Source organism: Streptomyces sp. NPDC002838, from assembly GCF_040295365.1.
GTDB lineage: Bacteria > Actinomycetota > Actinomycetes > Streptomycetales > Streptomycetaceae > Streptomyces.
In genome coordinates this window covers 16,233-29,383 of record NZ_JBEOVF010000088.1, presented here as the reverse complement: position 1 = coordinate 29,383, position 13,151 = coordinate 16,233, and the positions used below count along the sequence as shown (strand labels likewise).

The window sequence follows — 13,151 nt, the reverse complement described above, 5'->3', positions numbered from 1 at the left end:
GTCCGGGAGTAACGGCTCGATCCGCGCCCACTGCGCATCAGTCAACGGCACACCCGGACCAACGATCAGATGATCCGAACGAAACGGCCTAGGCGGCCAGCCGCCCGGGAGGGCCCGTCCGGTGCGACAGATCCGTCTACAGCACGCCGAGCAGGGCGTTGTCCTCCCACTGGTCGACGACTTCGAGGTAGCCGGCGAGCACCTTGGAGTGCGGGGCCCAGCCGCCCTGCTTGGCGATGACGATCTGGTCGTGGCCCTTGAGGCGGGAGGACGTGGCGAGTCCGCGGCGGGGGCTGTGGCCGGTGAAGCGGATCTCGATCCCGGCGCGTTCGCCTGCGCGGGTGACGATGTCGCCGATGGATTCGGGCTGCAGTCCGCTGTCCATGACGGTGTGCCAGCGGTTGTGCAGGCGCCGCCAGGCGTAGCTGCCGGGGTCGGTGAGGTCGGCGGCCTCTTTCCACGCCTGCCACGCGCGGACCGGGCAGATCGACGGCCGGGAGCCGTAGGGGACGGGGACGATGCGGGGGCGGACCTTGGACACGCGCAGGTCGGCCTGGATGCCGCCGGGGGTCTCGGCGTAGTCGCGCACGCGGTTGAAGGCGAGTTCGTGCTCGCGGCCGGCGACAGCGAAGTGCATAAGGACCAGGGCGCGGTCGCGGATGCCCATGAGGTTGTCCGGGCAGGCGGCGCTGATCTTTACCAGATGCTCGACCAGCAGCGGCGGCGCCTGGCCCCGGCCGCGAGTCTCGCCGTTCTCCTCCATCTCCTTCACCAGCTGCTTGAGCCGGTTGCGGGCGAGACGGGCAACGCCGTCCTCCAGCCGCACGCCGTGCTCGGCGCGGGCGGTCACCACGGTGCCGGAGATCCGCCGGTCGATCGTCGACGGTGCGGTGCACGTCCCCCGGCGTCCTCCGGGCTGGGTCCACAGCCACTCGACGAACATCACCAGCGTGCCGGGGGTGACAGCGAGCACCGGCACGCCGGAGGCGGCGCAGAACTTGCTCCAGCTCGCCCAGTCCTGGGTGTAGGCGTCGCGGGTGGACTCCGGGCGGCCGTCGGCGACGGCGCGCACGGCCTGGCGGTCGATGTGCTCCAGCGCGGCCCGGGTCGCGGGGTCGTACGCCTCCGGCCGGGCCGGCACCGCCGGGATGACGACCCGTTCAACCGTCTTCTGACTGTCTGACATGATCCGCCCCGTTCACCGGATTTACGCGCTCCGATGGAGCCCGGATATGGGGAGCTTATCCCGGCACCACACGGGACCACGCGGACGGACACCAATCTGCGGCGCAATGCCCGACCAAATGACTTTCGTGATTTCGCGGGGGATCAGTCGGTCTTTTTTTCATAGAGGACTCCGTTAAAGCCCATCCAGTGCGAGACGGAGACTTGACTGTGCTCACCAATACCTCGACGTCCACCCCGCCCGTGGTCCTCCCCTCCCAGCGGGACCGGTTATCCGAGCCCCACGCGCTGGCGTGGACTCGACGGCTGTTGTCGGAGCGCACGGACGCCCCTATAACGCGGGGGTGCAGGAAACCGGTCTGACCAGGTTGAAGACCTCGCGGGCTGCATACCGCTTGAGGCATCGGATGATCTCACGTCGAGTCTTGCCCTCCTGGGTGCGGCGTTCGTAGTACGCCTGGGTGCGTGGGTCGTGGCGCAGGCGGGTGAACACGATGCGGTGCAGGGCCGCGTTGGCCTGGCGGTTGCCGCCGTAGTTGAGCCGGCGCGTGCTCCGACGGCCAGAGGAGTACTCGATGGGGCTGACTCCGCAAAGGGCGGCAAAGGATGCCTCGGTGTTCAGCCGCTCGGGGTTGTCTCCCATGGTGATCAGGAGAGTGACGGCGCTGTCTGGGCCGATGCCCACCGGTATGAGCAGTTGCGGGGCGTGGCGTTCGACGAGCTGGGTCAGGCGCTGATTCAGCTCATCGATCTGCCCGGTGAGCTGCTCGATGCGCTGGGCCAGCAGGCTCAGGGTGATGACGGTGGCCTGGGCCACGGCGTCCTCATCGCCCCCGCCGTCTTCGCCGTCGAGCGGGCTGAGGCGCGCGCAGGTGCGGAACAGCTCGCGGTTGCCCAGGCTGGACAGTCGTTCCCGTAGGGCCGGGTCGGCTATGACCAGGACAGCTTTGAGCTGGTTGATCGCCTGGGTACGGGCCTTGACTGCGGAGTCTTTCGCGAGTTTGAACATCCGGGCGCTGTGCACCGGACCGTCGCCGGACTTGGCCCGGGCCCGGGCGCGACCGCTGAGCACGGCCCGCGCGGCGGCCTGCGCATCGAGCGGGTCCGACTTCCCCAGCAGACGGCGGGCCGAGCGGTCGGGCCGGTTCACCTCGTACACCTGGACCTGCTGAGCTAGCAGGTAACGGGACAGGCCCGCGCCGAAGGTGCCGGTGCCCTCCACACCGGCCCGGCGCACCGCCCCCAGCTCGCGGGCCCAGACGAGCAGCCGACGGTAGCCAGCCGCCGTGGCCGGGAAAGACTCGGTGCCCAGGACCTTCCCGCGGGGAGACCACGGCGGCGACATGGACCTCGCCGTGTTGTGTCCACGCCCAGCACGACCTCGCCCGGAACGGGAGGATCCATACTGGAGGAGGTGCTGCGCTGTCTGTTCGTCATGGTGGTTCGCCTCCCGCGCGGTGACGTGCTGAGTAGATGGCACCGGCCCGCTCGGGCGGTCTGAACCGTGATGGCGCCTGAAACTCGGCAAGGCCCCTATTGGGACACGCCCTGTGGCTCGGTGACAGCAGGCGCCATCCCGCAACGACAGTCGACAAGCCCGTGACTGGACACTTCGGTCATAGATTTCATGAGTCAGACCCCCGTCCGGAACGGCACTGCGCAACCGTCCCACGGGATCCCAGCACAACCGCATGACTCGATCACTGCCGGATGGCTTCGTCCGAACCGGCGCTCAACCTGGCATGGAGGGGTGACAGTGAGTTGACTTCTCGCCCACTCGTGACCGGCATTCGCGGACAGCCTCGCGGTCCGCGTCACCGGCAGTCCTGCGTCGATTGACCGAACGCGGTCAACGGAGCATGGGTTCACTCCCGGACGCGCACTCGGTGAGGTCCGTCGAGCAGGACGAAGTCCGCGTCTGTCTCGCGCAGCACCTTCAGCAATCTTGGAGCACGATCGGCGAGTAGACCGTCGGGCCGTGACTTAGGCGTGGGCGGTACCGACCGATATCCCGGAAACAGGCCGCGATGCGAGAGGATGTCGTGGCCACGCAGGTACACCAGGGCGACCAGCGCACGCTGGTGCGGCGGCAGCCTGCACCGCCGGTCACCCTCACGATTGACGATGAGCATCGTGGCCCACTCGACCGGAGCGTGGGGAAGGTCGAGTGCGGCAGGGTACGGAACCAACGAGGCTCCTACGGATGGGTCGAGACTTCGAACACTCCCTCAATGGCACCGGGAGCCTCGGGCGTTGCCGCAGTCCACCCACCCCACCACCGTCGCCCGATCCGTGGCCGCGCTGAAAAGGCTCCCCACGTTGTTCTGGGGGATGCGGTGAGCTCTTCGTTCGGTTGACCCGGCCAGGGGTGCCGGGTGTGGTCTTTTCTTCGCGCAGACCACCGCCAGGGCCGTCCGCACCCAGCTGGACGTGGGTCGCCGACATGCTCGGACGGAAGTTCCGGCAGGTCAGGACGATGCTGCTGGACTCTGCGACGGACATCACCGCGTTCGCGGACTTCCCGCCGGCCCACTGGAACAAGATCCGGTCGACCAATCCGCTGGAGCGGCCGAACCGAGAAATCAAACGCAGGGCCGACGTCGTGCAGGTCTTCCCTGACCCTGCGGCCCTGGCCCGGCTTGCCGTCGCCGTCCTGGCTGAACTCCACGACGAGTGGCAGGTCTGGACCGCCGCTACCTCTCCGAAGGGACCACTAGAGGGGGCATGACCACCCTTCCTCCTTTACCTAGCGCTTACTCGCGGGCAAAGAAAGCCAAGGAAAGGCCAAGGAAAAGCAAGGGGGGACAAAACTCTCCCTGCCATGGGTGACGCCTGTGATGCAAGACTCTCCGCGTGATCAGCCGACCCGTCGAGGCGAGCGGTCACCCAGTTTCCCGCGGTGGCGTCGATCTCGTGCCTGGTCTCCCGCTGGTGTACACGACTGATCCGTCCGTGACGCAAAGGCGAACGTATGTCCTCTGAACTCCCTGATTCTGCTGTTTCTCCGCCCACCGGAGCCGGTGAGTCCAGCTCGGGGCCCAGTCGGCGCACCGTCATCGCCACCGGTGTCGCGGTGGGCGGTGTCGTGGTGGCCGGCGGAACGTTCCTGGCCGGCGCCGAGGAAGCGACCGCCAAGGGTGCGGCCCCATCCAGCCGTGTGTCCCTGACGGTGAACGGCACCCGGCGGACGGTGACGGTCGACAACCGGACCTCGCTACTGGATCTGCTGCGCGAGCACCTTGACCTGACCGGTTCGAAGAAGGGCTGTAACGCCGGGGCCTGCGGGGCGTGCACAGTGCTGGTCGACGGGCAGCGGGTCAACTCCTGCCTGACGCTGGCGGTGCGGCTGGAGGGCGCCGAGGTCACCACGATCGAGGGCCTGGCCAAGGGCGACGAGCTGCACCCTCTGCAGCAGGCGTTCATCGACGAGGACGCCTTCCAGTGCGGCTACTGCACCCCCGGCCAGATCATGTCCGGCGTCGGCTGCATCCAGGAGGGCCACACCAGCTCGCCGGAGGAGATCCGGGAGTACATGAGCGGCAACATCTGCCGCTGTTGACGTTGCGCAGTTCGTAATTGGAACCCACGGCGGTGGGCACCCACTGCTGATTGGCCCCGGAGTTGCAGTTGCCGGAGTTCACCGCCGCCCCGTCCGCCGTGCTCAGGCTCCAGACGTCCGCGCACTTGGCGCTGTTGCGGTTCAGCAGGCGGTTGTTCGCGGCCCCGAGCGGACTGGCGATGACCGGCCAGCCACCCGCGAAAGTCACCTGCCGGATGTCGAGGGTCTCCTGCCCTGAGTTGTTGCCGTCGTAGTAGTGGTAGGCGAGGAACTTGGACGTGCCGTCGTCGTAGGCGTCGGCGCCGCCGGCGGCCACCCTGGGGTATGCGCCGGTCAGGACGGTGGTCCCGCCACCGGAGGCCATGTCGGTGCCGTTCTGGTCCAGGTACGGTCCGGTGATGCTGGTGGACCGGCCGACCACGGTGTAGTAGGTGCTGTTGGTCCCGCTGCAGCAGGTGCCCTTGGAGCCGAAGAGGTAGTAGTAGCCGCCGTTGAGGATGATCGTCGGGTTTTCGATGCCGACGGCGATGCGCCAGAGGTTGTGGTCAGTGGTGGACAGCTTGCCGGTGGACTGGTCCAGGACGTGCATGTAGGTGCCGGAGCCGGTCCAGGAACCCCAGGAGATGTACAGCCGGCCGTCCGGTCCCCAGTCGACGTTGGGGTCGATCGGGTAGTTGACGTCCGTGACCATGCCCTGGTCGGTCCAGGGACCCTCGATGTGGGTGGCGGTGGCGAGGCCCATCACGGCGTAGTTGGTGCCCCAGCGGGATCCGGCGTAGTACAGGTGGTACTTCCCGTTGAAGTACTTGATGTCCGGGGCCCAGATGTTCGGCGGGGTCGAGCCGAGCTTGGCGGTGATCCAGGACGGGGTCGACGACCAGACGTTGCCGACCTTGGTCCATCCGGAGGCCGCGGTGCCGCCGCACGTTTTGCGGAGAGTGATGGATCCACTGGGGTTGAGCGGGTCGTTCTCGAACCCGGTGGAGAAGCCGTAGTAGCAGCTGCCCACCTTGATGACACTCGGGTCGTGCATGCGGAGATCACCGCTGAGTGCCTGTGCGGGGGAGGCGGTGATCAAGCCGAGAACCGTCAGGAGAGTGACGACGATCGTGGCGAGGACAGAACGCTGCCGATGTCTGCGTATTCCGGGGCTGGACTCATCGGCGGCGTGATGGCTGCTCATGCGAGACTCCTTTGTTTCGCTCTGGTGTTGGCGCGAACCGGCCGGGATCATGGACGGGTCAGTGTGAGTCGGAGCCGGGATACGGTCGTCGGGTGATGGTGGTCCCGGTCGGCAGGGTGCTTACGCCGCCGTCGGGCCACTCGATCCGTCCGGTGGCCCCCGTGGGCACGGTCGTTTCGACGCTGAGATCCGTTTCCCGCAGCTCCCATCGGATCGCCACACGTCCGTACGGCGACTCGTGGGCGGCACTCGCCCAGGTGATGCCGCCGCCCGGTCGTGGACGGAAGACGATGTCGCGGTAGCCCGGCGTACTCGCGTTGAGCCCGGCGACCGTGCTGTGCAGCCACTGGGCGACGGCGCCGAGGGCGTAGTGGTTGAACGAGGTCATCTCGCCGGGATTGACGGTGCCGTCGGGCAGCATGCTGTCCCAGCGTTCCCAGATGGTGGTGGCGTCGTGCTTGAGCGCGTACAGCCACGAGGGGCACTCCTGCTGGAGGAGCAGGGCGTAGGCGGTGTCGTCATGGTGCGTGGTGCTCAGCGCGGGTGCCACCAGCGGGGTGCCGATGAATCCGGTCTGGATGGTATGGCCGCCCGCCGCGACCAGTTCGGCCAGGCGCCGTCCGGCGGCGGCCCGGGCTGCCTCGTCGGGGAGGAGGTCGAACTGGAGGGCGACGGCGTAGGCGGTCTGGGTGTCGCTGGTCATCAAGCCGCCGGGCAACACGTACGCGCCGGCGAACGCCTGCCGGACTCGTCGCGCGAGTTCCCCATAGCGGTCCCGGTCGTCCTCACGTCCCAGGACGTCGGCGGTCCATGCCACATGCCGCAGCGACCAGGCGTAGTACGCCGTGGCGATGAGGTGGCGGTCGGTGCGGCCGGCGCTGGGGTCTTCGGGGGGTGCGAACGGGTCGAGCCAGTCCCCGAGTTGGTAGCCGCGATTCCACAGGCCCGACTCGTCGGCGAGTGCGGTGATGAGGTCGACCCATCGCCGTGCGCTCTCGTACTGGGCGGCGAGCAGAGCGGTGTCGCCCGAGGCCCGGTAGAGATCCCACGGAGTGAGTGCTACGACGTCGCCCCAGCCGGCGCCCGGTCGGGCGGGGGTCCACTGCTCGCCCCCCGGGATCGAGGGGACGTACCAGGGGACGGTCCCGTCGTCGTGCTGTTCGACGGCGACGTCGCGCAGCCAGGAGGCGAGCATGCCGTGGCAGTCGTACAGGAAGGCGGCCGTGGGCGCGAAGATCTGGATGTCACCGGTCCAGCCGAGCCGCTCGTCACGCTGCGGGCAGTCGGTGGGAAGGTCGACGAAGTTTCCGCGCAGGCTCCACACCACGTTCTCGTGCAGTCGGCTGACCTGCTCGTTGGAGCATTCGAACCAGCCGGTGCGGGCCATGTCGGTGTGGTGGACGCGGGCGACGATGTCGCGGCTCGGGAAGCCGCTGCCGCGCCAGCCGGTGATCTGGGCGTACCGGAATCCGTGGATGGTGAAACGCGGCTCCCAGGTCTCGGGGGCGCCGCCGCGCAGGGTGTACCGGTCGGTGGACACGGCATCGCGCAGGGGGCGCACGCACAGCTCTCCGTCCTGGAGCACCTCGGCGTGGCGGATGACGACCGTGTGCCCGGCCGGACCGGACACGGTGATGCGGACCCTGCCGACCAGGTTCTGCCCGAAGTCCACCAGGAGCCGGTCGCCGTCGAGAGAGGTCACCAGGACAGGGATGATCTCCTGCGTGCAGCGCACCGGCGGGCCGGTGGGTGCGACCAGAGTCGCCGGGTCCCGGTCGACGATGTCCACCGGCGACCAGTCGCCGTCGTCGAACCCGGGACTCGACCAGCCGGGCGGTTCCTCGCGCGCGTCGTAGGTCTCGCCGTCGAGCAGTCCCGAGGAAAGGATGGGGCCCTGGCCGGCGCGCCAGGAGGTGTCGGTGCCGACGACGGTGACGGTTCCGTCGCGGTGGACGATCTCCAGTTGGGCGATGAGCGCGACCCGGTCGCCGTAGAGGTCGGCGTGGCCGCCGCCGAAGCCCAGCCGCCCCCGGTACCAGCCGTCGGCCAGCCACGCGCCGATGGCGTTGGCACCGGCGCGCAGGTGGTCGGTGACGTCGTGGGTCTGATAGCGAAGCCGGTGGTGGTAGCTGGTCCAGCCGGGTGCGAGGGCGTGGTCGCCGACCCGTCGGCCGTTGATCTCGATCTCGTACAGGCCGTGGGCGGTGACGTACAGCCGTGCGCGCTCGACGTCCGCGGCGACGGCGAACTCCTTGCGCAGCAGGGGCGGTCGGCGCTCGGCGTCCGGCCTCTCCGGCAGGTGTGGCTCGTGCGGCGAGATCGCGCGGGCCGTCCAGTCCGTCGGTTTCAGCAGGCCCGTCTCGATGCGCAGCGGTGGGCTCCAGCCGCCGACGGCCTGGTCGGTCCCGCGGACCCGCACCCGGACCTCGCATGCTTCCCGGGACGTCAGTGGCCGCAGGGGCCAGGGGACGAGCACGGAATCCCGGGCGGTCACCCAGCCCGTGCGATACGTCCCGTCGGCGCGGGTGGCCTCGATCTCATACGCGTGCTGCGTCCAGCCGGCGGGTGCTGTGGTCTTCCAGGAGATCCGGGGCGACGACTCGCCGATGCCGAACGGCTCCCGGTGATGTTCCGCGGTGGGGACGGTCACCGCGGGTATCCGCTCGTCCCTCATCCCTTCACCGCGCCGGCGGTCAGGCCCTTGATGATGCGCTGGTTGATCAACAGGTAGAGCACCAGGGCGCCGACGACGTTGATGCTGATCGCGGCGAACAGCGGTCCGTAGGCCGTCTCTCCGTACTGACCGGTGAAGTTGAGCAGTCCGACCTGGACGGTGCGCAGGCTGTCGTCGGTGGTGAACGTGAGCGAGACGAGCAGGTCGTTCCAGATGAAGAAAAACTGCACCAGCGCGACCGTGAAGACGGCGTTGCGGACGACGGGGAATCCGATCCGCCAGAACGCGGTGAGCATGCCCGCCCCGTCGAGGGTGGCGGCCTCGAAGATCTCCCGCGGGACGGCCCGGAAGTAGGTGGCCATCATGAAAACGGTGAGCGGGAGCCCGACGGCGGTGTAGGTGATGATCAGCGGCCACATCGTGCCGGAGAGACCGCCCTGGAAGTACACCCGGAACAGGGGCAGCAGGATCATCTGGCTCGGCACCATGATGCCCAGCAGGAAGACGAGGAGCACCTGGTGGCGTCCGCGCCAGATCATGACCTCCAGGGCGAAGCCCGCGGCTGTGCCGAGGACGATGATGAGCGCGAGCGAGGGCACGGTGGCCAGGAGGCTGTTGCTGATGTAGAGGCCGACGTTCCCGCTCGTCCAGGCGTCGGCGTAGTTGTGCAGCTCCCACTCCCCCGGCAGCGACCAGGCAGGGTCGTTCACGAACTCGGACTGGGTCTTGAAGGAACTGAGCACCAGCCACAGCAGCGGCGTCACCTCGACGACCACCAGCAGCGTGACGAGCAGGTTCCGCGTCAGGCGCCGGGCATACGCCCGCCCTCGGACGGAGCCCGCCCCGGGACGGGCGAGGAGTTCCCGCGGCGGTGCCTTCATGGAGTCGGTCATGGAGGTTCAGCCCTTGCTCGGTTCGCGGCGCGAGAAGCGGAAGATGATGAGGGTGACGGCGAGGCAGACGACGGTGAGCAGCGAGGCGATGGTGCTGCCGTAGCCGTAGTCGCCGTAGGAGAACGCGGTGCGGAACATGTAGAGGGTCAGGGGCGTCGTGTCGCTGCCCGGCCCGCCGTTGGTCAGGGCGAGGACCGAGTCGAACACCTTGAGGGTGCCGTTGATGCTGAACACGACCGACGACAGCAGCACGGGCGCGGACAGCGGCAGGACGATGTGCCGGATCAGCCGCCATCCGGTGGCGCCGTCCATCCGCGCCGACTCGAGCGTCTCGTCGGGGATGTCGAGGAGCCCGGCGAAGATGAGGACGCCGTAGAAGCCCATGGAGCGCCACACGTCCATGACGACCAGGACGATGAAGGAGCCGCCCGCGCCGGCGAACCAGTCGCCGTGGTGGATGCCCATCCCTTCTAGGGCGACGTTGGCCAGGCCGTTCTGCGGCGCGACGGCGAAGAGTTTCTGGAACATCAGGGCCACGGCGACCGTCGGAAGGATCACCGGGAAGAACACCAGGGTGCGGACGACCGCGGACGACTTGCGCAGGACAAACACGTAGAGCAGTGCGAGCAGGTACCCGCAGAGGACCTGCCCGGCGCTGACCGCGATCGCGTACTTGAAGGTGAACCACAGCGCCGAGTGCGCCTGCGGGTCGTGCCAGAGCTTGTCGAAGTTTCCGAGCCCCCCGAAGGTGAAGCCCTCGATGACGTTGCCCGTGAAGAAGGTGTAGCCGAGGGACCAGCCCATCGGTACCAGCATGACCAGGGTGTACACCAGCAGCGCCGGGCCCAGCAGGACGGCGATGGCACGGCGGTCTCCCAGAACTGAACGCATGTCGGCTCTCTCACGAAGGGGGTGGTGCGGACCACGGTGGTGCGGGAGGGATCAGCCGTTGTCGAGATCCGCCTGGATCTTCCGCATGAAGTCCTTGGCCGAGATGGATCCGTTGACGAGCGGCGCGGCGTTCGTCTGGCTGGTCTCTGTCGCCTTCGTGTTGAAGAGCGCCTCGAACCACAGGGTGCTGGTCTTGGTCTTGGTGATGGTGTCCTGGACGGTCTGGGTGAGCGGAGGCAGTGTGCCGGTGTCGCCGTTGGGCTTGAACCCGGAGACCGTGCCCTGGTCCTTCAGCGAGGCGGCGCCGTAGTTCTTGGTGATGCAGGAGAGCCAGTCGCCGACCTTGGCGTCGTAGGACTTGGCGGAGACGGCGACCGGGAGACCGACGTTGGCCGGGATCTGGTCCGCGCTGCCCATCCCGCCCTTGACCGCCGGGAACGGCATGAAGCCGACGTTGTCCGCACCGATCTTGTTCTTGGCCGGGTCGTTGAAGTCTCCGAGCGCCCAGCTGCCCATGTAGTACATCGCGGCCTTGCCGGTCAGGAACTGCTGCGACGCTGTGTCGTAGTCGATCGATCCGACGCCCTTGCCGAAGTAGCCCGCCTTGCCCAGGTCGGCGATGGCCTGGGCAGCCTTCACGTAGGCCGGGTCCGTCAGCTTGGCCTTGCCGTCGGCCACCGCCTGCAGGGCCTCCGGGCCGAGTGCGCGGTAGATGTAGCCGCTGACCAGACGGGTGAGGGGCCAGCCGTCCTTCCCGTCCGCGGAGAACGCGGTGACACCGGCGCCCTTGAGCTTCGCCGCCGCCGCGACCAACTGGTCGTATGTCGTCGGGACGGCGATGCCGTGGTCGGCGAAGAGCTTCCTGTTGTACCAGATGCCCTCGATGTTGAACTGGTAGGGCATCACGTTGAACTTGCCGTACAGGTTCTCGACGGTCTTGACGGCGGCCGGCTGGATGTTGTTCCAGACGCCGAGGTCCTTGAGCGTCTTCTCCAGGTCGAGGACCTGCCCGGCCTTGTCCAGGGTCTTGGTGAGCTGCGGTGTGCCTCCCGCCGCGAACTGCACCGGCAGGGCGTTCTGGCCGGCGAGAAGCTGCACCTTCTGGTCGACGTTGCCGATCGGCAGTGTCTGGATCTTCAGCGGCAGAGCCTTGTTCTGCGGCGCGCACGAGCCCTTGCCCAGGGCGGTGAGCTCCTGCTGCACGATGTGGTTGTCGTCGTTGATGGTGAGGGTGAACGCCTTGGCGTCGCCGCCCGAGGCGCTCCCGCCGCCGCAGGCGCTCAGCAGCAGGCTCGCGGTGGCAGCGGTCAACGGCAGGGCGATACGGCGGGTTCTGAGGGTCTTGTGCACAGGTGCTCCTCGGCGCGCAGTGTGTTGAAACGCTTCAATAGAGGGATGCCGGGAACCTATGACCCCTGTCTGCGTGTGTCAAGGATCTGTCCTGGATGTTTCCGAACCGCATCTGTGGGGGCGTCGGGGGCGCCCGGCCGACGGGGGCTGCCCCGAGCGCGGGTGACGAACTGCCGGTCAGCCCGGCAGGCTGCGGCGCGGCGGACGATCAGCATTGCGGACGAGTGCGCAGGTCAGGCGAAGTCCGCTGCCGTCCGACAGCGCTCTGAAGCGCGCGAGGAATCCCGCCCGGCCACGATGGTGTCGCGGAACCCGGCAGCACATGGCGGCAGCTTCAGCGGAGCGCTTGGCGCGGCCCGTCAGCGCGCGGAGGCGAACGATCAGTTCGGCGCGCTGGCGCGGACGATCAGCTCGGGCTCCAGCACGACGGTGGCATGACGGTGCCGGCCGCCCGAAGCCACCTCGTCCATCAGCAGCCGGATCGCTTCCTGCCCCATCATCCGGCCCGGCATGTCCACCGCGGTCAACGGTACCGCCGCGGTGCCGGCTGCCCGGTTGTTCTCACAGCCGACGACCGCGAGCCGGTCGGGCACGCGGACCCCCGCCACGGTGTGCAGCTCATGGATGATGGCGTTGGCCAGCTCATCGGTGACGGCGATCAGACCGTCCGGCAGATCGCCAGGGGCTCGCCGCGCGAGATCCTGGCCGACCACATGCCCGTGTGACGCGGTCAGGCCGACGCTGTCGATCTCCTCCAGGCTGATGCCGGGTCCCGCCTCCTCGACCGCCGCGCGCACTCCCCTGCGCCGGTCGCGGACAGGCTGGTAGTCGTCGTGCGCCACCACATAGGCCAGTCGTGTGCGCCCGGTGTCGATGAGATGGCGGGCTGCCAGATATCCGACGTGCTCGTTGTTGACCAGCACGGAACAGCAGGTGCCCGGTCTGGGAGCGTAGTTGAGGAGCACGACATGGCGCCCGTGCGAACGGATGCGGGCGATGCCGGCCGAGGAGTCCTCCATCGGAGCCAGCAGCACGCCGGTGACCCGCGACTCGTCGAAGAGGTCCAGGTAGTCGTCCTGAAGCTTCATGTCGCACGCCGTGTTCGCGAGCAGCAGGTTCTGGCCGACCGCGCGGGCGGCGTCCTGCGCACCGTGCGCCATGTCGATGAACAGGGAGTTCTCGATGTCGGCGAGCACCATGCCGACGCTGTTGGTCGATCCCGACACCAGCGACCGGGCGGCGTCATTGCGCACGAAACCCAGTCGGCCGATGGCTTCGCGGACGCGCTGCGCCGTCGCCGGACTCACCTTCGACGGATGGTTGAGGACGTTGGAGACGGTGCCGACCGAGACGCCCGCGGCCTCAGCGACGTCCTGCATGCTCGGACCGGCATGCCCCTGTACTCGCGGACGGGCG

At 68.2% G+C, this 13,151-nt stretch carries 8 protein-coding genes and 3 pseudogenes; 2 read left to right on the top strand and 9 right to left on the bottom strand.

Going from position 1 to position 13,151, the window contains the following annotated elements; translation table 11 throughout:
- Positions 1 to 136: 136 nt before the first annotated feature.
- The 3 genes and pseudogenes from ABT063_RS48970 to ABT063_RS48960 all read right to left on the bottom strand — a co-directional run.
- The gene (locus tag ABT063_RS48970) at positions 137 to 1,186 is read right to left on the bottom strand and encodes a site-specific integrase (protein ID WP_351068204.1); all 1,050 of its coding nucleotides are present in this window, start codon (positions 1,184 to 1,186) and stop codon (positions 137 to 139) included.
- Positions 1,187 to 1,516: 330 nt separating this feature from the next.
- A pseudogene (locus ABT063_RS48965) lies at positions 1,517 to 2,589 on the bottom strand (IS110 family RNA-guided transposase).
- A gap of 488 nt (positions 2,590 to 3,077) precedes the next feature.
- Positions 3,078 to 3,374 (bottom strand): annotated as a pseudogene (locus tag ABT063_RS48960) (helix-turn-helix domain-containing protein); the annotation flags it as partial.
- A gap of 199 nt (positions 3,375 to 3,573) precedes the next feature.
- Here ABT063_RS48960 and ABT063_RS48955 point away from each other — a divergent pair.
- Both ABT063_RS48955 and ABT063_RS48950 read left to right on the top strand, forming a co-directional pair.
- Positions 3,574 to 4,014 (top strand): annotated as a pseudogene (locus ABT063_RS48955) (transposase); the annotation flags it as partial.
- Positions 4,015 to 4,156: 142 nt separating this feature from the next.
- The gene (locus ABT063_RS48950; RefSeq protein ID WP_351068201.1) at positions 4,157 to 4,744 is read left to right on the top strand and encodes a (2Fe-2S)-binding protein; all 588 of its coding nucleotides are present in this window, start codon (positions 4,157 to 4,159) and stop codon (positions 4,742 to 4,744) included.
- Here the strand turns inward: ABT063_RS48950 and ABT063_RS48945 are convergent.
- The 6 genes from ABT063_RS48945 to ABT063_RS48920 all read right to left on the bottom strand — a co-directional run bounded on the left by ABT063_RS48945 (position 4,653) and on the right by ABT063_RS48920 (position 13,114).
- Positions 4,653 to 5,927: a family 43 glycosylhydrolase gene (locus ABT063_RS48945; protein ID WP_351068198.1), complete on the bottom strand. Its 1,275-nt coding sequence runs from the start codon at positions 5,925 to 5,927 to the stop codon at positions 4,653 to 4,655. The two genes, ABT063_RS48950 and ABT063_RS48945, sit on opposite strands and share 92 nt — an antisense overlap.
- A 58-nt stretch (positions 5,928 to 5,985) precedes the next feature.
- On the bottom strand, positions 5,986 to 8,601 hold the full coding sequence (locus ABT063_RS48940; protein WP_351068195.1) for a family 78 glycoside hydrolase catalytic domain: 2,616 nt from the start codon (positions 8,599 to 8,601) through the stop codon (positions 5,986 to 5,988).
- The gene (locus ABT063_RS48935) at positions 8,598 to 9,494 is read right to left on the bottom strand and encodes a carbohydrate ABC transporter permease (protein ID WP_351068193.1); all 897 of its coding nucleotides are present in this window, start codon (positions 9,492 to 9,494) and stop codon (positions 8,598 to 8,600) included. Before ABT063_RS48935 ends, ABT063_RS48940 begins: the two co-directional genes overlap by 4 nt.
- Before the next feature lie 6 nt (positions 9,495 to 9,500).
- Positions 9,501 to 10,385: a carbohydrate ABC transporter permease gene (locus ABT063_RS48930; RefSeq protein WP_351068191.1), complete on the bottom strand. Its 885-nt coding sequence runs from the start codon at positions 10,383 to 10,385 to the stop codon at positions 9,501 to 9,503.
- A gap of 51 nt (positions 10,386 to 10,436) precedes the next feature.
- Positions 10,437 to 11,735, bottom strand: a complete 1,299-nt coding sequence (locus ABT063_RS48925) for an ABC transporter substrate-binding protein (protein ID WP_351068188.1) — start codon at positions 11,733 to 11,735, stop codon at positions 10,437 to 10,439.
- 380 nt (positions 11,736 to 12,115) lie between these two features.
- The gene (locus ABT063_RS48920) at positions 12,116 to 13,114 is read right to left on the bottom strand and encodes a LacI family DNA-binding transcriptional regulator (protein WP_351068185.1); all 999 of its coding nucleotides are present in this window, start codon (positions 13,112 to 13,114) and stop codon (positions 12,116 to 12,118) included.
- Positions 13,115 to 13,151: the final 37 nt, after the last annotated feature.